We start from the raw sequence: 23,611 nt of genomic DNA, 5'->3' as shown, positions 1-23,611 counted from the left end.
GCGCGGTGGCGCTCATCCCGGTCTTTCTCGGTGTGACCGGGCTCTACATCCTTTTGAACGCCGAGTTCGTCGCCGGGATCCAGGTACTGATCTACGCGGGCGCGATCACCGTGCTGATCCTGTTCGTGATCATGTTGACGGTGGGCGGGACCGGAGTGCGGATCCCCGAGCGGAACGAGCAGGGACCGATCGGCTTCGCGGTCGCCGCGGCCCTCGCCGCGATGCTGGCGATCGGGGTCACCCACACCGCATGGGGCCGGGGGAGCGGGACCCTGCCTGCCTACACTCCGGGCGCGATCGGGGAGAGTTTCCTCGGGCCCAACGTGCTCGTCTTCGAAGGGACGTCGGTGGTGCTCCTGGTGTCGCTGATCGGCGCGATCATCATCGCCCGGAAAGAGGAGTAGGCGTGATCACGCTGACCCATTATCTGGTCCTGAGCGCGCTGGTCTTCGCCCTGGGCGTCTACGCCGTGCTGACCCGGCGGAACGGCGTGGCGATCCTGATGGGCATCGAATTGATGCTCAACGCCGCCAACATCAACCTGGTCGCCTTCAATAAATACACGGCGCCCGCCGCGATGCAGGGGCAGATCTTCGCGCTGGTCGTGATCACCCTCGCCGCGTGCGAGGCCGCGGTCGGGCTCGCGCTGATGCTGGCCGTGTACCGGAGCGTCGAGACGATCGATGTGGACGAGATCAACCTGATGAAATGGTGAGCCGGCCGAGATGACCCAGGTCGTCTGGATCATTCCGCTGCTCCCGCTCGCGGCTTTCGTCGCGCTCGTCCTGTGGGGGGACCGCCTCCCGGGCCGGGGCGCGTTCGTCAGCATCGCCGGGATCGTGCTCGCGGGCGTGGCCGGGATCAAGGTCCTCCTCGAGGTGCTGGGCGGGGCCCGCGCCGACCTCACCTACCAGTGGGTGGTCCTCGGCTCGAAGCCCCTTACCGTCGGGTTCGTCGTGGATCCGCTTTCCGCGGTGATGCTCGCGATGGTCGGGATCGTGGCCTCCCTGATCACGATCTATTCCGTGGGGTACATGCACGGGGATCCCCGGTTTGCGCGGTTTTTCGCCTACCTCTCGCTCTTTCAGTGCTCGATGCTGTTCTTGGTCCTGGCCGACAACTTCCTGTTCATCTACGCGGGATGGGAGCTGGTGGGGCTGTGTTCCTACCTCCTGATCGGGTTCTGGTTCGAACGCCCCACGGCCGCCCGCGCGGCGGTGAAAGCCTTCATCACGACCCGGGTCGGCGATTTCTCGTTCATGATCGGCATCCTGATCCTGTTTCTGTACACCGGGACGCTCGCCTTCGCCGACGTCTTCAAGGGGATCGAGGCCGGGCAGATCAGCGGTCCCGCGCTCACGGTCGCCGCGATCCTGGTGTTCGGCGGGGCGGTGGGTAAGTCTGCGCAGATCCCCCTGCACGTGTGGCTCCCCGACGCGATGGAAGGCCCGACGCCCGTCAGCGCCTTGATCCACGCGGCGACGATGGTGGCCGCCGGCGTCTACCTCGTGGCGCGGACCTATCCCCTGTTCCTCTTGTCGACGGGGCATCAGGCGCTGTGGGTCGTCGCCTACATCGGTGGGCTCACGGCGCTGGTTGCGGCGACGATGGGCGTGGTCGAGGATGACATCAAGCGCGTGCTGGCCTACTCGACGATGAGCCAGCTCGGCTACATGATCATGGGGCTCGGGGTGCTGGGCTACACTGCCGGGATGTTCCACCTGATGACCCACGCGTTCTTCAAGGCCCTGCTCTTCTTGGGGGCCGGGAGCGTGATCCACGCCGTCGCCACCAATAACATGAAGGAGATGGGCGGCCTCGCCCGGGCCATGCCCGTGACGTTCTGGACGTTTCTCGTCGCGACGCTGGCGCTCACGGGGATCCCGCCGTTTTCGGGGTTCTTCAGCAAGGACGCCATTCTGCTCGCTGCGTACTCGCAAGATAAACTCCTGTGGGGTATCGGCACGATCGGGGCCTTCATCACGTCGCTGTACATGGGGCGGTTGCTCTGGTACACGTTCGCCGGGTCGTTCAGGGGCGGACCGGGCGCCGGCGGCCATGCTGCGTCCGCGCATCTCCACGAGAGCCCCGCGGTGATGACCGTCCCCCTCGTGATCCTGGCCGCGTGCACCGTCGTCCTGGGGTTCCTGGAGCATCCCTTCGAGCGGCTGGTGCATTTTGAGGGCGTGGAAGCGCCCGCGTCGAATTCCGGGTTGCTCCTGCTCTCGGTGGTGGTGGCCGTCGCCGGTTGGGCGGCGGCCGGCGCGATCTACCGCTGGCGAATCGTCCCATCCACCGTGCTCCGCACGCAGCTGCGTTCGCTCTATACCCTGCTCGTCCACAAGTACTACATCGACGATCTCTACGGATGGGTGTTCCTCAAAGCCGGAGGGGTTGTGGTGTGGGCCGCGGGCGCCTTCGACCGGTACGTCGTGGACGGCCTCGTCAACGCGGCCGGGTGGATCGCCGGCCAGATGGGGCTGTTCCTGCGATATCTGCAGACGGGGCGGGAGGAGAACTACCTGCTGTTGATCTTCCTCAGCGTCGTGGTGATTGTGCTGGTGAGGTTCGTGCGATGAGCGCGGTGCTCAGCCTCATCCTCTGGCTGCCCGTCCTCGGCGTGATTGTCCTCCTGTTCGTCCCGCGGGACCGGATCGAGACGATCCGGTTGGTGACGCTCGCGACGTCGCTCCTGACGTTCGGCGTCTCTGTCGGAGCGGCCCTCGCCTTCGACCGGGCGCACGCGGGCACGATGCAGTTTGTCGAACTCCGGCCGTGGATCCCATCGATCGGCATCACCTACCACCTGGGCGCCGACGGGCTCAGTCTGCCGCTCGTCGTGCTGACGACGCTGCTCACGCTCCTCTGCGTCGTCTACTCGTGGCGCGTCGAGGTCCGGCTCCGGGAGTACATGGCCCTGTTCCTCCTCCTCGAGACGGGGATGGTGGGGGTGTTCCTGGCACTCGACTTCTTTCTCTTCTATGTCTTCTGGGAGGTCAGTCTCGTGCCGATGTACTTCATCATCGGCATCTGGGGGGGGACGCGCCGGATCTACGCGGCGATCAAGTTCTTCCTGTACACGCTGATCGGCTCGCTCGCGATGCTGCTCGCCATCCTGATCGTGTACTTCAATGCGACGCCGCGGACCTTCGATATCCTGGCGTTGGTCCAGCAGCAGCCGCTCGCGCGCAACCTGCCGTTGGCGCTTGTGGCGTTTTGGGGATTTTTCCTGAGTTTCGCGATCAAGGTGCCGATGTTTCCGTTCCACACCTGGCTGCCGGACGCTCACGTCGAGGCCCCGACCGCGGGGAGCGTCCTGCTGGCCGCGGTGCTGCTGAAGCTCGGGACCTACGGCTTCGTGCGCATCCTGCTGCCGCTCCTCCCGCAGGCGTTCGCCCACCTGGCCTACATCGTCGCCGTGCTCGCCGTGATCGGGGCGGTGTACGGCGCGGTGGTGGCCATGGCTCAAACCGATCTCAAGAAGCTCGTCGCCTATTCCAGCGTCAACCACATGGGGTACGTGATGCTCGGGGTCGCCGCCGCGGCGGCGGCGGCCGGCCGGCCGGCGCTTGCCGGGGCGGCCGTGACCGCGCTCAACGGCGCCACGGTGCAGATGCTGGCGCACGGCGTGATCACGGGCGCCCTGTTTTTCCTCGTGGGCGTGATTTACGACTACCGCGCACACACCCGCGGAGTCAACGACTTCGGAGGGTTGGGGGCCCGATTGCCGGTCTACACGGGGATCACGATGCTGGCGATGTTGGCCTCCCTCGGCCTCCCCGCGCTGATGGGGTTCGTCGCGGAGTTCTTGATCTTTCTGGGGTCCTTCCAGATCTACCCGGCGCTCACGGTGCTCGCCCTGGCGGGTGTGGTGGTGACCGTGGCGTTTTTCCTCTGGACGATCTACCGGATCTTCATGGGCCCGCTCAATAGCCGATGGGCGGCGCTTCCCGACATGGACATCCGGGAGCGGTGGGCGCTCGTCCCGCTCGCGGCGCTGATGGTCGTGTTCGGAGTGTATCCCCGCCCCCTCGTCGATGCGATCAACCTGGCTATGGTTGCCATCCTCGGGTCGATCCGATGACGGCCGACCTGCGGGCGATCACCCCAGAACTGCTCCTCGGCGTGCTGGCCCTCGTGCTGGTCATGATCGACCTGCTGACCGATCCGGGCAGCAAGCGCATCGTCGCGTGGGTCGGCGTGATCGGATTGGCCATCGCCCTCTTCCCGTCGGCCGCGCTGCTCTCCGGGCCATCGAGGTTGGTATTCGCGGAGACGTACGCCGTCGACCCGTTCGCCGCGTTCTTCAAGCTGGTTGCGATCACCAGCGGCATCCTCGTGCTCCTGGCCGCCATGGAGTTCTACCGCGGCCAATCCACGCACTACGAAGGGGAAGTGTACAGCCTCGTGGTGTTCATGGTGCTCAGCCTGGTGCTGCTGTCCGCCGCGGTGGATCTCATCCTGCTCTTCCTCGCGTTCGAGTTTCTCTCCCTCGTCTCCTACGTGCTCGCCGGCTCACTCAAAGGCGACCGCAAAAGCAACGAGGCGGGGGTCAAGTACTTCTTCTACGGCGCGGCGGCGTCGGCGGCGATGCTGTACGGGTTCACCTTTCTCTATGGCGTTTCCGGCACCACGAACCTCTATCACCTGATGCAACACGTCGCGTTCCTGTCCCCGGGGTTCCTGGGGCTGGCCGTGATGCTCATGCTGGCGGGGTTTGGATTCAAGATCTCGCTCGTCCCCTTCCACCAGTGGACGCCCGACGTGTACGAAGGCGCGCCCACCCCGATCGCCGCCTTCCTCTCGGTCGGGAGCAAAGCCGCGGCGCTGGCGGCTCTGCTCCGAGTGCTGTACGTGGCCGTGCCTCCGCAGGGATGGGTGACGATCCTCGCCGGCCTCGCCGCGATCTCGATGACGCTGGGCAACCTCGTCGCCCTTTCCCAGCAGAACATCAAGCGGATGCTTGCCTACAGCTCCATCGCGCACGCCGGGTATATGTTGATTGGAGTGGTGGCGGTCGCGGCCAGCCCCACGCTGGTGGGGTCCGGCGTGGGGGCGCTCCTGTTTTACCTGCTGTCCTATACCTTCACCAACATCGGCGCCTTCAGCGTCGCGACGATCGTCGGCCGCGGGCTGGGGTCCGACGCGATCCCCGACTACGCCGGCCTCTCGCGGCGCGCCCCGCTCTCGGCATTCGCCATGGCGGTGTTCATGCTGTCCCTGACCGGGATCCCGCCGACCGCGCTCTTCTTCGGAAAGTTCCTCCTCTTCGGCGCCGCGATCAACAGCGGGCTCTTGTGGCTGGCGATCGTGGGGATTCTCAACAGCGTGGTCTCGCTCTTTTACTACGTCGGCGTGATCCGCGCCATGTACCTCATGCCCGCGCCCGAGGGGGCGCCCGTGCTGCACGAGCGGGGGGTGGCCCGCGCACTCCTCGCCGTCACCGCCCTTGGGACGATCGTGATCGGGATCTTCCCGCAGCCCTTTATCCGTGTGGTGAACGCGGCCTCCATCATCGGGCGATTTTGATCACCGGATCGAGCGTTCGAGCGCGTGCCCTTCGGGTCGTTACCCTTGACAGTAAAAGACGTCGTCTGTTAACATGATCCGGGCTTGCTGCCCGAACGTCCGCGGGCTGTGCGCCTGCGGGGACAAGTCCGGGAAGCGGGCGATATTTTTTTGCCCACGGGAGAAGTGATGGCTCAGCACGAAGCCTCGACCGCCTCATCGGGCGACAAGATCCTCCGGGAAATCGCTCAAAGAGAACAAAAACTGCAAGAGGAGCTGACGCGGGCGCGGCAAGAAGCGGCGCGCTCGTTGGAAGACGCCCAGCGGGAGGCCGATGGCATCCGGGCCCGGGCCCGCGAGCAGGCCCAACAAGAGGCGGCTGAGGCTTCCAAAGCGGCGGCGGCTGAGGCTCAGAGGGTCACCGAAGAGGTGCTCGCGCGGGCGCGCGGGGACGCCGAGGCGGTCCGAAAGCGGGCAGAGGAGCGAATGGGCGAGGCCGTCGCTCTCGTGGTGCGCGAGGTCCTGGGGGAGAGTACGTGATCGTTCCCATGAGCCGGATGACCGTGCTCGGCCCTCGGCGGCTGCAGCGGGCGGTCGTCGATGCGGTTCAACGGCTGGGCGCCCTGCACATCGATCACGTGCGGCCGGCCAATGATGCGATCCGGCCTCGAGAGCTGACCCAGGAAGATCAGGCCGCCCGTGCGGCGCTCGACGGCGTGCGGACTCGGGCGGAAGGCCTCCTGGCGCTCCTGCCCGTCATCGAGGCCCCGCCATTGGAGACGGAGGCGTTCGCACACCAGCCGCCAGAGGCGCTTCACGCCAGGCTCGCGCCCGTCGAAGCCGAGGCACAAGACCTGACCCGCCGTCTGCTGGAAGCGGAGGAGGAGCAGGAGCTCCTTCGTGCGTACGGGCGGGCCCTGGAAGTCCTGACGCCGCTCTTGGCCCTGTTGGAGGCGAGCAAGAGCGTTGAGGCCCTCGGGTTTGTCATGGATGCAAAATCCCCCGATGCCCTCGAAGGGCTGCGCGCGGAGTTGGTGAAAGCGACCGGCGGTCGGGTGGAGCTGGTCAGCCGCCCGGTGGACGACCACCGTGTCGGCGCGGTCGTGGCCTTCGCCCGGCAGGATGCGGAGGCGGTTCGAGGAGCCCTCACGCGCGCAGGCGCGAGCGAACTCAGGCTGCCGGCAAGCGTGCGTGCACTACCGCTTGGACAGGCCGTGCCCCACCTGCAGGCCCGCGCTCGGGCGCTTCCTGGGGAGATCGAGCGCCTTCGTACCCAGCTGATGCAGCTGAGCCAGCGCCATCGGGCCGAGGTCGGGGCGATTGCGACCGTCGCGCGTGATGCGGGGCATCGCTACGATCTCATGGCGCAGCTGCCCCAGTCCCAGTACGCCTTCATCATGTACGGGTGGGCGCCCTCGCGGCAGGTGTTCGCGATTCGTGAAGCCCTGCGCCGCGGGTTTGCGCGGGACGTCATGGTCTACGATGAACCGGCGCCGGTGCATCATGCCGAGGCCGTGCCCGTGCTCCTCCACAACCCTAGGTGGCTGAGGCCCTTCGAGCTGTTTCTCGCCATCTTCGATCCGCCAAAGTACGGGACGTTTGACCCGACGATCTTCTTCGCGATCGGGATGCCGCTGTGGGTCGGCCTCATCACCGGCGATGTGGGCTACGGACTGTTCCTGTTGGGGATCACCCTCTGGCTGCGCGCGAAGGCCGTGGCGGGCCGCCCCTGGCGAGCCAGGATTGCCGGGTTGGACTTTGGATTCACCCTGAGCCCCGCCGTGCTGTGGTCGGTGGTCGCTGTGCTCACCTGGATCACCGCCTACACCTTTCTCTTCGGCATCATCTTCGGCGAGTTTTTCGGCAATCTCCCGGAGCGGTTCATCCCCGGATTCCACCCCTATTTCGACCGGTTGAACCTCATCACCATCTACCTCTACATCTCCATCGGGTTCGGCCTGGCGCAGGTGTACCTCGGCCTCTTCTTGCAAATGGCGAAGGCCGTGCGGCACGGCGAGCGCAAAGAGTTGCTCGAGGCCGTGGCCCTCGCCAGCGGCGGGGGGAGCATCTTCCTGTGGCTCGCCACGCAGGTGCATGTGCTGCCTTCCAGCTTCTTCAGCCCGGTCATGCTGGGAGCCGCGGTGGTGTTCCTTCTCTCGCTGATCTTCTCGTACACGCTGGGGAGCCTGATGTGGGTGATGGAATCCATCTCGACCTTCGGGGCGATTATTTCCTACGCGCGAATCTTCGCCGTCGGCATGGCGTCCCTGGCCTTGGCGATTGTGGCGAACACGTTGGGCGGAGGGTACACCGGCACCTTCTCCAAGATCATCCTCGGTATCTTCGTCGGCGCCGTGGCCCACGTGATGTTCTTCGGGCTCAGCATTATCGGGCACATCCTGCAGCCCGCCCGACTGCATTGGGTCGAGTTCTTCTCTAAGTTCAAGTACTATCAGGATACCGGGCATCCGTACCGGCCATTCCAACGGACCGGAGGTGGATAGGGTGAAACGACGGGGGGCGGTCTTGGTTCTAATCTTAATGGCGCTGTACGTGGCGTCGTTTGCGGCGATGGCGGCGGCACAGGAGCTGGGGAAGGCCGGCGGTGCCGGCATCGGTGCGGGGCTGTTGGGTGTGGGCGCCGGCATCGCGATCGGGTTCGGAGCCGTTGGCACAGGGATCGCGCAGTCGAGGATCGGCGGCGCAGCCGCCGGGGTCGTCGCGGAGCGCCCGGAGATGTTCGGCATCATGCTGGTGCTCCTTGTGATCCCGGAAACGCTCGTGATCTTCGGGTTCGTGATCGCCTTCTTCCTATATGGGAAGATCTGACCGCGATGGGCTCTGAGCTGATCCAACTGCTCGAGCAGGAAGCCCGCGTCGAAAAGGACAAGGTCCTGGGCGACGCGCGCAAGGGGGCCGAGGAGATCCTTGCCACCGCCCGCAAGGACGCGGAGGAGATCGTAACCTCGACCCGCCGGCGGTTGGAGAGCGAGCGGACACAGGCTCGCACCCGGGCCGCAAGCGCGGCGAGCCTTCGCGCCGCGGCGCTCATGCTCGACGCCAAAGATAAGGCGATTCAGCAGGTGTTTGAGCGGGCCACCGCGGAGCTCAAGCGGACGAGCGAAGATCCGGCTCGCCGGCGGGCGATGCTGCGGCACTTCCTCAGCGAGGCGGTTCAGGGAATCGCGACGCAGGGGGCGACGTTGGAGGTGGCCCCGGGAGATACGGAGGCGGCGACGGAAGTGTGCCGAGCGCTCCAACTCCCCTTGGAGATTCGAGCGAACCCCGACGTGAGCGGAGGCGTCCGCCTCACCACCGAGGACCACCGGATCGCGGTGGAAAACACGATCGTGAGCAGGCTCGGCCGCACTCGAGCCGCCCTGGTCTCGCGCGTCGCCGAGATTCTCTGGGGGGCATGAGGCGGACGGCCTGCGAGCCGGGCCGGTAAGCACGATGGGGGACTTTCCGTATATCAACGCGCGCGTCAAAGTGATGAAATCTCGTCTCCTGCCCCAAAGCCGCGTGGAGGAACTTCTTCAGGCGCCCGACCTCGACGCGTTCATCCAGGGTCTGTCGGACACGCCATACAATATGGAGCTGCAGGAAGCGCTCACCCGCTTCACCGGGGCGCGGGCGGTCGATGAGGCTCTCGCCCAAAACTTCTACCATACCACCCGCCGGATCTTGAGTTTCGCCGACGGGCCTCCCCGCCGGCAGATCGAGGTCATCCTGCTGCGCTACGATCTTCAGAATCTTCGGGCAATTGTCCGAGGCCGGCACACCGGCAAGACTGAGGAAGAGATCCTGGCCACGGTCTATCCGGGCGGGGTGCTGAGCGAGGTCAAGATACGCGAGCTGCTGGCCCAGCCGGACCTCAGGGCGATCGCCGACACGCTGGTGACGTGGATGCATCCACTCGGGCGGGCGTTGCGCGAGGGGGTCGACGCGGCGCAGCGGAGCGGGAGCCTGCTCGATATCGAGATGGCGCTGGATCGGGCCTATGCCCAGTATGGCCTCAGGATTGCGGATGGGGAGGGGGCGGGTGGGGCAACCTTCCGCCGGCTCCTCGGGGCCGAGATCACCGCCACGAATGTAAAGACTGCGCTGAAACTCCGGCGGATGAAGGAGCTGTCCCGCGAGGAACGGGAGCGATTCTTCATCCTGGGTGGGGCCCTGTCCGCGGACCGATTTCTCACCCTCGCCGATCCGCAGTCGAGCCTGGCCGACATCGCCTCCGTCCGGTTGTTTGGCGCTGAGCTCCCGGGAACGGACAACCTCGTGGAGATGGAGCGGGCGATTGACCGGGCGTCGCAGCGGATGGCCGCTCAACTGTCCCTTGGAGACCCGCTCGCGGTCGACGTTGTCATCGGGTATCTCACACGCAAGGCTGCCGAAGTGAGCAACCTGCGCGTGATCGCCCATGCAAAGCTGTTGGGATTGTCTGCAGATCTTACCCGACAGGAGCTGGTGGGTGTATAAGGTCGCCGTGATCACCGACAACGAAACCGCCACCGGGTTCCGGCTCGCGGGGATGGAAGTCCGGGAGGCGGGCACGCCCCAGGAGGCGCTCGGGATGATCCGCGAGTACGCCGCCGCGGGATACGGGTTGTTGATCGTGAGCGAGGACCTGCTTGCGGGCACCGACGACGCGCGGGCGCGGCTGCTGCGCGGGCGCGACCTGCCGGTCGTGGTCCCCCTCCCGCCGGCGCGCGCACACCTCGAGAGCGGCGAGGCCTACATCGCCCGATTGGTGAAGGAGCACATCGGCTTCGCCGTGAAGCTGAAATAACCTACGGAGCCACTCGGCTCGAGAGAGGACGACACGATGGCAGGGACCACGGGAGCGATTACGCGGATCTCGGGCCCGGCGGTGATCGCGGAGGGTCTGAGCGGCGCGCGAATGTACGATATCGTCCGCGTCGGGAAGGAGAAGTTGATCGGCGAGATCATCCGCCTCGACGGCGAGACGGCCTTCGTCCAAGTCTACGAAGACACCTCCGGGTTGTACATCGGGGAGGCGGTTGAGTCGACGGACGCGCCCCTCGCCCTCGAGCTTGGCCCGGGGATGCTCAGCAGTATCTACGATGGCATCCAACGGCCGCTCGACAAGATCCGCGAGGCGCAGGGGGACTTCATCTCCCGCGGCGTGATCGTGAGCTCGCTCGACCGCACCAGGCGGTGGACGTTTGTCCCCAAGGTCAAGAAGGGCGACCGGGTCGGACCGGGGGATATCCTCGGGGAAGTCCAGGAGTACTCGTACGCGCACCGGATCATGGTCCCCCCGGACGCCGCCGAGGATGAGGTCGCGGACATCAACGCGGGCGAGTTCACGGTGACCGACGTGATCGGGCGCCTCCGCGGTGGTCGCGAGCTGCGCATGATGCAGACGTGGCCGGTGCGGGTCCCGCGCCCGGCCAAGCGGAAACTCGATCCCACCGAGCTGTTCGTGACGGGGCAGCGGATTCTGGATGTGCTCTTCCCCGTCGCGATGGGGGGCACGGCGGCGGTGCCCGGGCCGTTCGGCAGCGGCAAGACCGTCGTGCAACAGACGCTTTCCAAGTGGTCGAACGCCGACATCATTGTGTACGTCGGCTGCGGCGAGCGCGGCAACGAGATGACCGACGTGCTGACCGAGTTCCCTGAACTGGAAGATCCGCGGAACGGACGCCCCCTGATGGAGCGCACCATCCTCGTGGCCAACACCTCGAACATGCCGGTGGCCGCCCGCGAGGCCAGCATCTACACCGGTGTCACGATGGCGGAGTATTTCCGCGACATGGGCTATCGGGTCGCGCTGATGGCCGACTCGACGAGCCGGTGGGCCGAGGCGCTCCGGGAAATCTCGTCACGGCTCGAGGAGATGCCTGCGGAAGAAGGCTATCCTCCGTACCTGGCGAGCCGGCTATCCGCGTTCTACGAGCGGGCGGGTCGGGCGGTCGTGCTGGGCAAAGACGATCGGGTCGGGGCGGTGACCGTCGTCGGCGCGGTGAGCCCGCCCGGCGGCGACCTGTCCGAGCCGGTCACGCAGAGCACGCTACGGATCGTGGGGACGTTCTGGTCCCTCGACGCGCAGCTGGCCTACCGCCGGCACTTCCCCGCCATCAACTGGAACCGGTCCTACAGTCTCTACGAGGCCTTGCTCAACTCCTGGTATGGACAGAACGTTGCCGAGGACTTCACCGACCAACGCGGCTGGCTCAGCGCGATTCTGTCGCGCGAGGCCAGCCTCCAGGAGGTCGTGCAGCTGGTCGGCCCCGACGCGCTCCAGGATCAAGAGCGACTGATCATCGAGACCGGGAAGATGATACGCGAGTACTTCCTCCAGCAGAGCGCCTTCAGCGAGGTCGACGCGTCCAGCTCCCTCGAGAAAGCCTACTGGATGGTTCGCGGGATTCGCGCATTCAACGAAGCCGCAGGGGCGGCGCTCGACCGAGGGATGACCATCGACGAGATGCTCAACCTCCCCCAAAACGAGCAGATCGCCCGATTCAAGGAGGTCCCGAACGACAAGTTCCGCGCCCATATCGACGAGTTTCTGAAGGGCCTGCCGGCGGCGTTCGGCGAGAAGGCCAAGGGTGAGGCGCCTATCGGGCTATCCCCGGATGGAAAGGGAAGCCGGCCGCGGGCCTAGAGGAGGGAACAGGGTGACGCAGCTATCCACCAAGCGCTACACGAGCATCAATTACATCTCCGGCCCGCTGCTGTTTGTCGAGGGGGCGCGGGATCTCGCCTACGGCGCCATCGTGGAGATACATGTGCAGGACGGGAGCGTTCGAGGCGGGCAGGTGATCGAGGTCTCCGAGCGCAACGCGGTGATCCAGGTGTTCGAGGAGACCCGGGGGATGGATCTGGCCAAGACCTCGCTGAGCCTGCGCGAGGACGTCGCCCGCATCGGGGTCAGTCGGGAAATGATCGGCCGGCGGTTCAACGGGTTGGGCGACCCCATCGATGGTCTCCCGCCGATCATCCCGGAGAAGCGGCTGCCGATCCTGGGCGCGCCGATCAACCCCGTCGCGCGGGAGAAGCCCGCGGAGTTCATCCAGACCGGGATCTCCACCATCGACGTCATGAACACGCTCGTGCGGGGGCAGAAGCTGCCGATCTTCTCCGGGGCGGGATTGCCGGCGAACGAGATCGCCGCCCAGATCGCCCGTCAGGCCAAGGTGCTCGGTGAGGCCGAGCAGTTCTCGGTCGTATTCGGCGCCATGGGGATCACCCAGCGCGAGGCCGCCTTTTTCATCCATGAATTCGAGAGCACGGGCGCCCTGGCCCGGAGCGTCGTTTTCATGAACCTGGCCGATGATCCCACGATCGAGCGGCTCATGACGCCGCGCGCCGCATTGACCGTCGCCGAGTATCTCGCCTACGAGCTGGATATGCAGGTCCTCGTCATCCTGACCGATATGACGAATTATGCGGAGGCCCTCCGCGAGATCGGCGCGGCCCGCGAAGAGATCCCGGGCCGCCGCGGGTACCCCGGCTACATGTACACGGACTTTGCGAGTATCTACGAGCGGGCCGGCCGCATCAAGGGAAAGAAAGGGACGATCACCCAGTTCCCGATCCTCACGATGCCGGACGATGACATCACCCACCCCATCGCGGACCTCACAGGCTACATCACCGAAGGTCAGCTGGTGCTGAGCCGGCCGTTGCATCGGCAGGGCGTCTACCCGCCCATCAACCCGCTGCCGAGCCTGTCCCGCCTGATGAACAACGGAATCGGCAAGGGTCGGACCCGCGTGGATCACCGCCAGGTGGCCGACCAGCTCTACTCGGCCTACGCCCAGGGCCTCGATCTCCGGCGCCTCGTCGCGATCATCGGCGAGGAGGCGCTGACCGAGAACGACCGTCTCTATCTCCGGTTCGCGGACACGTTTGAGAAAGAGTTTATCGCCCAGGGCTCCGCCGATCGGTCGATCGAAGACTCCCTGACCCTGGGCTGGAAACTGCTATCGACGTTCCCGAAGACCGCGCTGACGCGGATCAGCCGCGACCACGTGGACAAGTACTACTTCGGCGAGCAGGTGGAGAAGATATTCCGGCCCGGCGAAGTCCCCGTGTAACGGAGTCCCGATGACGCGAACGGCACCGAGATCGGAGGGCGGCGGGCATGGCTGAAACGATCAGCCCAACCCGGATGAATCTGTTGCTGCGCCAGAATCAGGTGAAGCTGGCCCAGCAGGGCGTGGATTTGTTGAAGCGGAAGCGAGACGCCCTCGTGGCCGACTTCTTCAACATCGTGCGGCGCGCGCTGGCTGCGCGTGAGCGGTTGACCAAGTCGGCCGAGGAGGCGTACACCCTGCTCAGCCTGGCCAAGGCGGTGGAGGGACGGGAGGTGCTCGAAGCCGCGGCCCTCGCGGACTCGCGCCGCCTCGAGGTAGAGATCGAGACCAAGAACATCTGGGGGACCCGCATTCCGACGATCACCACGACCGAGGAGGTTCACCGGTCGATCCTCGGCCGGGGTCAGGATCCGGTGGCCGTGACCGCCCGCACCGTGGAGAGCGCGGATCATTTCGAGGAGGTCGTCGGCGTCATTCTCGAGGTGGCCAGCACCGAGGTCACGCTCCGCAAGATCGGCGAAGAGATCAAGAAGACGACGAGGCGCGTCAACGCGCTCGAACAGGTCGTGATCCCGCGCATCCGCGGGGAGATTCGCTACATTCGGGACGTGCTGGAGCAGCGAGCGCGCGAGGATGTCTTTCGCCTGAAGCGGATCAAGAAGAAGCTGGAGGCGAAGGCGGGCGGAGCCGGATAGGGCCTGCGGCGGTTTCCCGCGCGGTCCCGTGGACGCGTGGACGTGCATGCTCGAGGCCATTCTGGACGCCCCCGGCGTCGTCGCGATGCTTGGCGCCGTGGACGTGGGAAAGACGACCACGGCGACCGCGATTGCGAGCGCGGTCATCCTGGCCAAGCGGCGCACCGCGGTCGTGGATACGGATATCGGTCAATCCGATATCGGCCCCCCGACCACCGTGGGCCTCTCGATGCCGCGGCGGCCCGCGAGGCGGATGCGGGAGTGGGACGCACTCGCCGCGTTTTTTGTCGGGGACACGTCTCCGCGCGATGTGTATCCGTATCTGATTGAGGGCGCGATCCGGTCGATCGAGCAGGCTCGGGCTCGACAGGCTGAGGTCATCGTGATGGATACCACGGGGTGGATTGAGGGCGCCGCCGCCGTTGCAGCGAAAACCCGCAAGCTCCGGCGAATCGATCCGCAGCACGTGGTGGCGATCCAACGCCAGGGCGAGGTGGAGCCGATTCTTGAGCGGCTCCCGCGCCGCATCGCCGTCCACCGCCTGCGACCCTCTTCCCGCGTCCGCCGCCGGTCCCGTGAGGTCCGGCGGGCCGCGCGTGTCAGGCGGTTCCACCAGTATTTTTTGCGCGCACGTCCCCACACACTGCCGCTGGGGCGGCTCTTGGCGGATCGGCTGCCCGTCTATGAGGGCCGGGAGGTCCCACAGGCGGGGATGCTGACGGTCATCCCTGCCTGGGCGCTCCGGCACCTGCTCGTGGGGCTGGCCGATCGGGACGGCTGGCTCCGCGCGCTCGGGACGGTCGTCGAGACGGCGCCCGCTCTGCAGACGGTCACCGTGATGGCGCCGCTGCAGTCCGTCGTCGGCGTCAGCGTTCTGCAGTGGGGCGTGCTCAGGGTCGCGCCTTCCGGCATCGAGGTGGGGCGCCTTGCGTGAGTGGGCAAAGGAATCAGCCGACCCCCATGGAAGGGAACCGCCCGGCATGCGGTGGACAAACAACCATTCAGGGTACAGGGAGGCCAGCCATGGCGCGGATCGGGATCAACGGGTTTGGCCGGATCGGCCGGCAGGTGCTTCGCGCGATCCTTGAGCGACATCCATCCCTCGAGGTGGTCGCGGTCAACGATCTGACCGACGTTCGGACAAACGCGCACCTATTCAAGCACGACAGCACCTACGGACAATTTCCGGGGACGGTAGAGGCGCAAGACGGGAAGATCGTGATTTCCAAGCACCCCATCACCGTCCTCTCCGAGCGCGACCCGGCGAAGCTCCCCTGGCGGGATCACGGAGTGGAGCTCGTGATCGAGTCGACCGGGCGATTCACGGACGCCAAGAAGGCGGCCGGACATCTCGACGGAGGCGCCAAGCGCGTCGTGATCAGCGCGCCCGCCACGAACGAGGATGTCACGGTGAACATGGGCGTGAACCACACGGCCTACGATCCTGCAAAACACCGCGTCATCAGCAACGGATCGTGTACGACCAACTGTCTGTCCGTGACCGCGATGGTCCTCAGCCGAACCTTCGGGATCAAGGCGGGGTTCATGAACACGGTGCACTCCTACACCAACGACCAGGTCCTCCTCGACGTGGTGCATTCCGACTTGCGTCGCGCCCGCGCGGCGGCGCTCAATATTATTCCCACTACCACCGGCGCCGCAAAAGCCATCTTTCTGGTCCTCCCGGAACTCAAGGGGCGGCTGAACGGGCTGGCGCTGCGCGTCCCCACGCCCACGGTGTCGGTGGTCGACCTCACGGTGACCCTCGAGAAGCCGGCGGCCGCAGAGGAGATCAACCGGGCCTACAAGCGGGCATCCGAGGAGGAGCTCAAGGGCTACCTCGGGTACTCGGAGGAACCGCTCGTCTCTATGGACTATAAGGGCGATCCGCACAGCGGGATCATCGACGCGCTGTCGACGATGGTCGTGGGGGACGCGGCCAAGGTCCTCTCCTGGTACGACAACGAGTGGGGCTACTCATGCCGGGTCGCCGACCTCGCCGCCTACATGGTCAGTCGCGGGTTGTGAGAAAGAAGACCGTCCGGGATATCGATGTCTCCGGCCGCCGGGTCTTCGTCCGGGTCGACTTCAACGTCCCGCTCGAAGAAGGCCGGATCTCCGACGATCACCGCATCAGCGCGGCGCTCCCCACGATCACGTACCTTCGCGACCACGGGGCGGCTGTGATCCTGGCGTCGCACCTCGGCCGTCCCAGGGGACCGGATCCATCGCTGCGGCTGGACCCCGTGGCCCAACGGCTGGGGGAGCTGCTTGGGCGGCCGGTTCGTAAGCTCGATGATTGTGTCGGTCCCGAGGTCGACGCCGCGGCCCGCACGATGCAGCCGGGGGATGTCGTGCTCCTCGAGAACCTGCGGTTTCACAAGGAGGAAGAGGCCAACGATGGAGCCTTTGCCCGCGCCCTCGCCCAGAACGCCCAGATCTATGTGAACGATGCCTTCGGGACAGCCCACCGCGCCCACGCCAGCACCGTGGGGGTGGCGAAACTCCTCCCCGCCGTCGCGGGGCTCCTGATGGAGCGCGAACTCACGTTTCTCGGAAAAGTCCTCGAGGCACCGACGAAGCCGTTGGTCGTGATCCTCGGCGGGAAGAAGGTGGAAGACAAGATCGGGGTCATCCGCAATCTCCTCCGGCTCGCGCAAACGATGCTGATCGGCGGTGGGATGTGCTACACGTTCCTCCGGGCCGCGGGCGGCCGGGTCGGAGCGTCGCTGTGCGAGGACGATAAGCTCGACCTAGCCCGCGAGCTGCTGGCCGACGCGGAGCGCAGGGGTGTTCGTCTGATACTTCCCCTCGACGTGGTGGCGGCGCAGCGAGTGGCCGCCGACGCCCCTGTGCGGGTGGTGGAGGCGCGGGAGATCCCCGACGGATGGATGGGGCTCGACATTGGGCCACGGACAGAAGCCACGTTCGGCGCGCCGATCACGGCTGCGGGAACCATCGTATGGAACGGTCCGATGGGGGTCTTCGAGTTGGCCCCGTTCGCCGGCGGCACGCGGGCGATCGCGAGCGCCGTGGCGGAGTCCTGCGCCGAATCGATCGTGGGGGGCGGCGATACGGCGTCCGCCGTCGAGCAGTTTGGGCTCGCCGCCAAGATGACCCACGTCAGCACCGGTGGGGGGGCGACCTTGGAATTCATGGAGGGGAAGATCCTGCCGGGCGTGGCTGCGCTCCAGGACGCTGCGTAACCATGCGGACTCCTCTCATCGCCGGCAACTGGAAGATGCACCTGACGATCGCGGAGGCGCTTCGCCTCGTCGACGAGGTGAAGGCGGCCCTGAGGGCGCTCTCGGGCGTGGAGGTTGTGATCTGTCCTCCGGCCACGGCGCTGTCCGCTGTCGGCCAAGCCCTGATCGGCACGCGCTGGGGCCTGGGTGGCCAGACGATGCACTGGGAATCAAAGGGGGCGTACACCGGCGAGATCAGCGCACCGATGCTGGTGGATGTCGGGTGTCGGTACGTGATCCTCGGCCATTCGGAGCGCCGCCAGTACTTCGGTGAGACCGACGAGACCGTCGGTCGGAAAGTGCGTGCCGCGTTCGAGCATGAGTTGATCCCGATCGTGTGCGTTGGGGAACGGCTCGAGGAGCGTGAGGCGGGGAGGGCCGACGCGGTCATCACACGGCAGGTCTCCGTCGCGGTCCGCGAGCACGCGCATGACCGCCTCCGTCGACTGGTCGTCGCCTACGAGCCGGTCTGGGCGATCGGCACCGGCCGCACCGCCACCGGAACGGAGGCGAATCGGGTCGCCGGCATCATCCGGAGCACGCTGGCCGCAGCGGGGAGCGCCGGCGCGGCATCAGAGGTCCGGATCCTTTACGGGGGAAGCGTAAAGCCCGAGAACATCGAGGAGTTCACCGGCCAACCGGAGATCGACGGCGCGCTGGTGGGAGGAGCCAGCCTGGACGCCCTGGCCTTCGCGGCCATTGCCCAGGCGGCAGGGAAGCCCGTCACCTAGCGTCCGGCCTCAGCAACCTTGTGCCAGTTCCGGGGGCATGGTACTGTATGGGGGCGGAACGACGGAGGTGTCTCGGTGTCGACGGCTGTGCTGATTCTTCATTTTATTGTGGCCGTGGCCGTGGTCGGAGTGATCGTGCTCCAGGGGCCAAAAGGCGAGGGGTTGGGCTCGATCGGCGGCGGCGGGGCCAGGCTGTTTCATGGTCCCAAGCCAAGGGAGACGCTGCTGCTTCGGGTCACCTCCGCGCTCGCCATTCTCTTCGGAGCGACTTCGTTGTATTTGATCCTGACTCACTACGCCAACCCCATTCACTAACATTCTGTGACCCGCGACGTTCGCCCGCTGTCCTCCACCGAGGACGTCGGCCGGCTTTCCGTGGACGCGAAGAACCGGCTCCACAGCGCGTCCCACGATGAGATTCTGGCCGGCCATACCAGCGATATCTACTTTGTACGGACGCTCGAGATCCTCCGATCCCTCGGACTGGCGGACGTCCCGGTCGTCGCCGAGATCTTCCCCAGCCTCGACGGAATCTGCGTCGGAGTAGACGAGGTCCGCTATCTTCTCCGCGACAACGGAGTCAAGATCGAGAGCCTCTCCGAGGGAGAGTCGTTCGCCGCTCGGGAAGTGATCATGCGGATCGAGGGCCCCTACGCGCGCTTCGGCATGTATGAGACGGTCCTGCTGGGCATGCTCGCGCAGCCCAGCGGGTGGGCCACCGCGGCGCGGGAAGTGGTGACGGCGGCCGGCGAGAAGCCGGCCTACGTCTTCGGCGCCCGCCACGTCCACCCCGCCGTCGCACCGGTGATGGAACGTGCGGCGATTCTCGGGGGGATGCGCGGAGCCGCCTGCATCCTGGGCGCCAAGCTGGCGGGGCAGGAGCCCGTCGGCACCATGCCGCACGCCTTCGTGCTGATCGTCGGTGACACGGTACGGGCCGCGGTTGCCTATCACGAACGGATGCCGGCCCGCGTTCCCCGCCTTGTGCTCGTCGACACCTTCACCGACGAGGCGGTCGAGGCCCTACGCGTCGCCGAGGCGCTCGGCCCCGATCTTTCGGCGATCAGGTTGGATACCCCGCGCGAAAGGGGCAGCGTCACCCCCGACCTCGTTCGAGAGGTCCGGGCCCGCCTCACGCTAGCCGGTCACCCAAACATTCAGATCTTCGTTTCTGGCGGGCTGACTCCGGAGCGCATCGCCGCGTTGGCGGAAGCCGGGGCTGATGCGTTTGGCGTGGGGAGCCACGTCAGTGCCGCGCGGCCGATCGATATGACGATGGATCTTCGGGAGGTCAACGGACGGCCCCTCGCCAAGCGCGGCCGCACGCCCGGCCGGACACCGACGCCTCGGCTCCACCGCTGAGTTACGTTGACACTGTTCTCCGGCGGTTCGTATAATGGGGGCGCACGTAAAGCATGTGACCGGCCCCGTTTGGTCGGCAGGTGTCACGTGCCGGGATGGCGGAATCTGGCAGACGCGCACGTTTGAGGGGCGTGTGGGGTAACCCGTGGGGGTTCAAATCCCCCTCCCGGCACCACCATTAACCACCTCGGCCGCGAGCTCAACGATCCCAGCCAAGTTTCCCCTCGTCTCTGCCCACAGGTGGTCTCCCTTTCTCCGCAGCGTGATGTCGCCGACGAGCTTGGCAAGCAAACCGCGGGCATAGTCTGGATCGGTGTCAACGGTCCCCTTCAGGTCGCGCAGACACGCTTCGACGACGCCAGGGAGATAGACGACCTTCCGTCGCTTTGGCTCGGCGAGCGCAGCCTCTAGCTCCGCCATACCTGCTGCTCGGCTTCCCCAACCCCTGCCTCGCCCACCAGGGAAAATCACGGTTTTCTGATAGATTGCTGACCAGCTCCGTTCTTGGTCCCCTTGGCAAAAATGTCACTCGAGCACCATAGGTGTCCCGTACTCCCTGTCGTTCATCCGTGCAAAATCGTAGCGGGGATAAACATCTTTTGCCCGGCTAAAGAAGAACTCGTCGAAAGCCTCGAGAGCACGGGGGCGCAGCGGATCGATTACGCGGCCAAAGGCGATCTCTACAAAAAACCGCTCCGCGCCCGAAATGGGTACCAACGCGAAGCGGTTTGGGAATATCCGCGTCCAATAGGAAATGAGGTGATACCATGTGAGGGCGACATCCGCATAACTGCGGGCGACCATCTCGGGAATATCGCGATGCATAATGCCTAGGCGACCTGGAAAGTCCGGCGCCTCCGCGGCGAAGAAGGCATCGGCTGCGGGTTTTCCGATCAACTCGTCGATCATAGCGCGGTACCTAGTACGGAGATCTGACGGTTCCGGTAGCGCGAGCCGTGCACCGGTGCGTGCCACATCGGTGAGGCTATGAATCCCGAGTGGATTGCCTTTGCGGACAAGCAGCGCAGGGCCGCGATTCCTTGAAAAGAAACGCACACGCGACTCGATCACTCGGAGCTCATGCAACTGTCGCAAGGGGCCGGGGTAACCCATGACGATATCGGGGTAGAAACCAGATTTACGGCTGACGTCGAGCGTGAGGTTGCCTAGCGCGATTCCTCCAGTACGTATCATCCGTACGAGAAGGGGCTGGGGCAGGGTCACGACCACTACGTTGTCTAGATTCAGATCGGCGTATTGTGGCCGCGACTTGGCCCATGTCGGGAATACGCCGACGATATCGTCGCCGAGCAATACCATCAGGTGATTGCCTTCGGTGAAGATGACGAGACTGGCCGGCGCACCGAGGCGGCCGACAATGTCGGGAACCGTGTTGGCATGGCCCGCGAACTTGGGCACTTCCGGTGGCGCTTTCGTCACGATGGGCCACACGAGCGGCTCAGACGGTATCTGTGCCGCCTGCCCCTGTTCTGCTGTCGCACTGCGTGGCGCCACAGCGAGCGTCGCGGCGCCCGCTGCCAGATGGAGAAGTTGTCTGCGTGGAAGTTTCATCGCATCTTCTCCCTTGGGGGGGTGGGCGACGCCCTCAGCGCGCGATCGGGTTGAGCTTCACGAATTGCATCCCAGTAGACTAGCTTCTCGAGCGCGCAGTGGTCGGACATCTCGAGCCTCCTTCTACCGGCATCGTGTTCCGTACGGCTTCAAGATACCGGAGTCCTGAGCCCCGGCCATCGAGAGAAGGACCGATTGTGGTACCAATCTTTTCACCTCGCGAGCAGGGGGAGGTGCCTAGGCAGACGGGGCGGAGGTACCTACGCGGGGTCTCGTCCGGCGGAAGACGGGGCAGGCAGCCCGTGCTCGACCGCCCACGCCGCGATCTGAGTCCGAGAACCGAACCCTAACTTGTCCAGGATATGTCGGACGTGGGCGTCAGCCGTGCGCTCGGAGATGAATAGCGTGGAGGCGATCTCCCGGTTGGTGAGCCCGCGCGCAATGAGCGCCGCGACCTCGCACTCTCTCGCGGTCAGTGGCCCCTGGTCTTTTGCCGCGGTCCCCGGCTCGCCGCCCGCGCGCTCGCGCCGCTCCACGCCGGGATCGGTCAGGGCATACGCGACGGCATCATCCAGCCCCATGGACCGGCCTTGGACGACGGCCGTCTCGAAGGCCGCATCGCCGAACGCCGAGCGCACCGATGCCACGGCGCGCTCGTGGTGGTCATTGTCGGGTGGGCGACGGGGAAACCCAATCGCCTCGCGCACCGCGTCCGCGGCGCCAAACAGGCGCGCCGCCCGCTGGTGCTGCCCGCGTCCACCGGCCACGCCGGCCAATCCCTCCAGACACTCAATGACGACGAAGGAAGGCACCGCATCGGAACGCAGGCTCTCGGCGTACAGTTTGGCCGCTCGCTCGAGATACCCTTGCGCGAGACGGATGTGCCCGAGGTGGCGGAGCACATAGCCAACCCCTCCAGAGCTCGAAAACGCCCTGACCTCGGTAAGGCTCTCCTCGGCAAACACCGCGGCCCGGTCGTAGTCACCCTGATGGCGCGCCGTCGCACTGAGGTTTGCGAGGATATGCGCGATCTGTTTACGATCGCCGAGCTCCCTCGCGAGCGTCAGGGCTTCCTCGAAGAGCACCGTCGCTCGCGGGAAATCCTGGTACCCTCTCCCGACGATCAGACCGAGCCGTATTAACCCATGGGTGGTGGCAGCTTTGTCCCCCTGCTCGCGCCCCAGCGCCACCAGCCGTTCCGCGAGTTGTCTGGCGGGCTCGTAGTCGGCCTGACGCCATGCCAGTAGCGACGCACCGCCGAGCGCCCGCGCCCGAGCAGCTGGCGAGGCCTCGTGGCACCGGACGAGCGCACCTTCCAGCCATCGCCGCCCCTCCGCATAGTACCCACGGTTGTGCCAGAACGGCGCGAGGGCGCCCGCGAGGCGCAGCCCCGGTTCCGCGCCGGCCTTCTCGGTGGCGCTCCACCCCAGCGCTGCGCGGAGATTCTCGTGGTCGCGGTCGAGCCGCTCGAGTACCCCGGGGGGATGCCACACGGGCTCGTATCCTGCCTCGTGGGTGCGCTCGACGAGTGCCAGGAACCAGTCCCGATGCCGCCCGCGAACCTCCGCCGTCTCCTCTGACTCCACCAGCCAGTCGCGGGCGTACTGTCGAACCGTTTCGAGCAAGCGGTACCGGGCCTCTCCGCGCGGGGGCTGGACCACAACGAGCGACTTGTCCACGAGCTTTGTGAGCAGATCGAGCACATCCGGAGACTCGATTCCCCCGCCCGCGCAGATCGTCTCGGCGGCCTCCAGCGTCCAGCCGCCCGCAAACACTGAGAGTCGCCGCAGCAGCAATCGCTCCCGCTCTGGAAGCAGGTCATAGCTCCAGTCCATGGCCGCGCGAAGCGTCTGCTGCCGGGGGAGCGCTGTCCGGCTCCCGCCTGTGAGCACTCGGAACCGGTCGTCCAGTTTGGCGACCAGCTGCTCGACCGGGAGCACCCTGATGCGCGCGGCGGCCAGTTCGATCGCGAGCGGGATCCCGTCCAGGCGGCGGCAGATCTGCGCCACGGCCGCAGCGTTCTCGGCGGTGACGCGAAAGTCGGAGCAGACAGCCGCCGCCCTCGCCTCAAACAATTGCACGGCCTCGTACTCCCGAAGGTACTCGATGGATGGCGATTCCCCGGAGCCAGGCGCGGACAGCGAGGGCGCGCGCCAAACGGATTCTCCTGCGATGCCAAGCGTTTCGCGGCTGGTGGCGAGGATCCGAACGTCCGGACAGGCCTGGAGCAGCGCTTCAGCGAGTTCGGCACTTGCGCCGATCAGATGCTCGCAGTTATCCAGGATCAGCAGGAGGCGTCGTACTTGGAGATATCCCTTTAACGTCGCGAGGATCGGTTTTTCTGGCTGCTCGGGCAGGGCGAGGGACGCGGCAACCGTCCGCGGGACGAGCGTCGGATCGAACAATGGGCCCAGATCGACTAACCACACTCC

General features: G+C 66.0%; 23 protein-coding genes and 1 tRNA gene. 21 read left to right on the top strand and 3 right to left on the bottom strand.

Annotated features, from left to right (window positions below):
* The 21 genes from VFP86_16245 to VFP86_16145 all read left to right on the top strand — a co-directional run.
* Positions 1-404 (top strand): NADH-quinone oxidoreductase subunit J (locus tag VFP86_16245; GenBank protein ID HET9001189.1); only part of this gene is annotated, 404 nt, incomplete at its 5' end.
* Between the two features lie 5 nt (positions 405-409).
* Complete coding sequence (gene nuoK, locus VFP86_16240; protein HET9001188.1) at positions 410-715, top strand: NADH-quinone oxidoreductase subunit NuoK; 306 nt, start codon at positions 410-412, stop codon at positions 713-715.
* Positions 716-725: 10 nt separating this feature from the next.
* Positions 726-2,579, top strand: a complete 1,854-nt coding sequence (gene nuoL, locus VFP86_16235) for an NADH-quinone oxidoreductase subunit L (GenBank protein HET9001187.1) — start codon at positions 726-728, stop codon at positions 2,577-2,579.
* The gene (locus VFP86_16230; GenBank protein HET9001186.1) at positions 2,576-4,084 is read left to right on the top strand and encodes an NADH-quinone oxidoreductase subunit M; all 1,509 of its coding nucleotides are present in this window, start codon (positions 2,576-2,578) and stop codon (positions 4,082-4,084) included. Before nuoL ends, VFP86_16230 begins: the two co-directional genes overlap by 4 nt.
* The gene (locus VFP86_16225; GenBank protein ID HET9001185.1) at positions 4,081-5,529 is read left to right on the top strand and encodes an NADH-quinone oxidoreductase subunit N; all 1,449 of its coding nucleotides are present in this window, start codon (positions 4,081-4,083) and stop codon (positions 5,527-5,529) included. The genes VFP86_16230 and VFP86_16225 overlap by 4 nt, the downstream gene beginning before the upstream one ends.
* A 168-nt stretch (positions 5,530-5,697) precedes the next feature.
* Entirely contained in the window at positions 5,698-6,048 is a 351-nt protein-coding gene (locus tag VFP86_16220) for a V-type ATPase subunit subunit G family protein (GenBank protein HET9001184.1), read from the top strand.
* Positions 6,045-8,012: a hypothetical protein gene (locus VFP86_16215; protein HET9001183.1), complete on the top strand. Its 1,968-nt coding sequence runs from the start codon at positions 6,045-6,047 to the stop codon at positions 8,010-8,012. The genes VFP86_16220 and VFP86_16215 overlap by 4 nt, the downstream gene beginning before the upstream one ends.
* A 1-nt stretch (position 8,013) precedes the next feature.
* The gene (locus VFP86_16210) at positions 8,014-8,337 is read left to right on the top strand and encodes a V-type ATP synthase subunit K (protein HET9001182.1); all 324 of its coding nucleotides are present in this window, start codon (positions 8,014-8,016) and stop codon (positions 8,335-8,337) included.
* Positions 8,338-8,342: 5 nt separating this feature from the next.
* The gene (locus VFP86_16205; protein ID HET9001181.1) at positions 8,343-8,927 is read left to right on the top strand and encodes a V-type ATP synthase subunit E; all 585 of its coding nucleotides are present in this window, start codon (positions 8,343-8,345) and stop codon (positions 8,925-8,927) included.
* Between the two features lie 34 nt (positions 8,928-8,961).
* Positions 8,962-9,987, top strand: coding sequence for a V-type ATPase subunit (locus VFP86_16200; GenBank protein ID HET9001180.1), 1,026 nt, complete (start codon positions 8,962-8,964; stop codon positions 9,985-9,987).
* A complete protein-coding gene (locus tag VFP86_16195; protein ID HET9001179.1) occupies positions 9,980-10,297 on the top strand; it encodes a V-type ATP synthase subunit F in 318 nt (105 codons plus the stop codon). The genes VFP86_16200 and VFP86_16195 overlap by 8 nt, the downstream gene beginning before the upstream one ends.
* Positions 10,298-10,333: 36 nt before the next feature.
* Entirely contained in the window at positions 10,334-12,139 is a 1,806-nt protein-coding gene (locus tag VFP86_16190; GenBank protein ID HET9001178.1) for a V-type ATP synthase subunit A, read from the top strand.
* A gap of 13 nt (positions 12,140-12,152) precedes the next feature.
* Positions 12,153-13,574: a V-type ATP synthase subunit B gene (locus tag VFP86_16185; protein HET9001177.1), complete on the top strand. Its 1,422-nt coding sequence runs from the start codon at positions 12,153-12,155 to the stop codon at positions 13,572-13,574.
* Between the two features lie 47 nt (positions 13,575-13,621).
* On the top strand, positions 13,622-14,269 hold the full coding sequence (locus tag VFP86_16180) for a V-type ATP synthase subunit D (protein ID HET9001176.1): 648 nt from the start codon (positions 13,622-13,624) through the stop codon (positions 14,267-14,269).
* A 46-nt stretch (positions 14,270-14,315) separates the two neighbouring features.
* Positions 14,316-15,203 carry a Clp1/GlmU family protein gene (locus tag VFP86_16175; GenBank protein HET9001175.1) on the top strand — a complete coding sequence of 296 codons (888 nt, stop codon included), beginning with the start codon at positions 14,316-14,318 and terminating at the stop codon, positions 15,201-15,203.
* An 89-nt stretch (positions 15,204-15,292) separates the two neighbouring features.
* Complete coding sequence (gene gap, locus VFP86_16170; GenBank protein HET9001174.1) at positions 15,293-16,297, top strand: type I glyceraldehyde-3-phosphate dehydrogenase; 1,005 nt, start codon at positions 15,293-15,295, stop codon at positions 16,295-16,297.
* On the top strand, positions 16,294-17,475 hold the full coding sequence (locus tag VFP86_16165; protein ID HET9001173.1) for a phosphoglycerate kinase: 1,182 nt from the start codon (positions 16,294-16,296) through the stop codon (positions 17,473-17,475). The genes gap and VFP86_16165 overlap by 4 nt, the downstream gene beginning before the upstream one ends.
* Positions 17,476-17,477: 2 nt before the next feature.
* Positions 17,478-18,245, top strand: coding sequence for a triose-phosphate isomerase (gene tpiA, locus VFP86_16160; GenBank protein ID HET9001172.1), 768 nt, complete (start codon positions 17,478-17,480; stop codon positions 18,243-18,245).
* A 75-nt stretch (positions 18,246-18,320) separates the two neighbouring features.
* Entirely contained in the window at positions 18,321-18,560 is a 240-nt protein-coding gene (secG, locus tag VFP86_16155) for a preprotein translocase subunit SecG (GenBank protein HET9001171.1), read from the top strand.
* A 60-nt stretch (positions 18,561-18,620) separates the two neighbouring features.
* Positions 18,621-19,607: a nicotinate phosphoribosyltransferase gene (locus tag VFP86_16150; GenBank protein ID HET9001170.1), complete on the top strand. Its 987-nt coding sequence runs from the start codon at positions 18,621-18,623 to the stop codon at positions 19,605-19,607.
* Between the two features lie 89 nt (positions 19,608-19,696).
* A tRNA-Leu gene (locus tag VFP86_16145) sits at positions 19,697-19,782 on the top strand.
* Here VFP86_16145 and VFP86_16140 read toward each other — a convergent pair.
* From VFP86_16140 to VFP86_16130, 3 genes are all read right to left on the bottom strand, one after another.
* Positions 19,761-20,027 (bottom strand): hypothetical protein, encoded by a 267-nt coding sequence (locus VFP86_16140; GenBank protein ID HET9001169.1) that lies wholly within the window; start codon positions 20,025-20,027, stop codon positions 19,761-19,763. The genes VFP86_16145 and VFP86_16140 overlap by 22 nt on opposite strands.
* Before the next feature lie 105 nt (positions 20,028-20,132).
* Complete coding sequence (locus VFP86_16135) at positions 20,133-21,179, bottom strand: substrate-binding domain-containing protein (GenBank protein HET9001168.1); 1,047 nt, start codon at positions 21,177-21,179, stop codon at positions 20,133-20,135.
* Positions 21,180-21,439: 260 nt separating this feature from the next.
* Positions 21,440-23,611 (bottom strand): LuxR C-terminal-related transcriptional regulator (locus VFP86_16130; protein HET9001167.1); only part of this gene is annotated, 2,172 nt, incomplete at its 5' end.

It is taken from the genome of bacterium (assembly GCA_035703895.1).
In the GTDB taxonomy this organism is placed as follows: Bacteria; Sysuimicrobiota; Sysuimicrobiia; order Sysuimicrobiales; family Segetimicrobiaceae; genus Segetimicrobium.
This window is presented reverse-complemented; position numbering and strand designations above follow the sequence as displayed.

Excerpts from the sequence above, each read along its gene's own strand:
- nuoL (HET9001187.1), top strand. The coding sequence starts at position 726 with ATGACCCAGGTCGTCTGGATCATTCCGCTGCTCCCGCTCGCGGCTTTC.
- VFP86_16230 (HET9001186.1), top strand. The coding sequence starts at position 2,576 with ATGAGCGCGGTGCTCAGCCTCATCCTCTGGCTGCCCGTCCTCGGCGTG.
- VFP86_16225 (HET9001185.1), top strand. The coding sequence starts at position 4,081 with ATGACGGCCGACCTGCGGGCGATCACCCCAGAACTGCTCCTCGGCGTG.
- VFP86_16220 (HET9001184.1), top strand. The coding sequence starts at position 5,698 with ATGGCTCAGCACGAAGCCTCGACCGCCTCATCGGGCGACAAGATCCTC.
- VFP86_16205 (HET9001181.1), top strand. The coding sequence starts at position 8,343 with ATGGGCTCTGAGCTGATCCAACTGCTCGAGCAGGAAGCCCGCGTCGAA.
- VFP86_16200 (HET9001180.1), top strand. The coding sequence starts at position 8,962 with ATGGGGGACTTTCCGTATATCAACGCGCGCGTCAAAGTGATGAAATCT.
- VFP86_16190 (HET9001178.1), top strand. The coding sequence starts at position 10,334 with ATGGCAGGGACCACGGGAGCGATTACGCGGATCTCGGGCCCGGCGGTG.
- VFP86_16180 (HET9001176.1), top strand. The coding sequence starts at position 13,622 with ATGGCTGAAACGATCAGCCCAACCCGGATGAATCTGTTGCTGCGCCAG.
- VFP86_16175 (HET9001175.1), top strand. The coding sequence starts at position 14,316 with ATGCTCGAGGCCATTCTGGACGCCCCCGGCGTCGTCGCGATGCTTGGC.
- gap (HET9001174.1), top strand. The coding sequence starts at position 15,293 with ATGGCGCGGATCGGGATCAACGGGTTTGGCCGGATCGGCCGGCAGGTG.
- tpiA (HET9001172.1), top strand. The coding sequence starts at position 17,478 with ATGCGGACTCCTCTCATCGCCGGCAACTGGAAGATGCACCTGACGATC.
- VFP86_16140 (HET9001169.1), bottom strand. The coding sequence starts at position 20,027 with ATGGCGGAGCTAGAGGCTGCGCTCGCCGAGCCAAAGCGACGGAAGGTC.
- VFP86_16135 (HET9001168.1), bottom strand. The coding sequence starts at position 21,179 with ATGAAACTTCCACGCAGACAACTTCTCCATCTGGCAGCGGGCGCCGCG.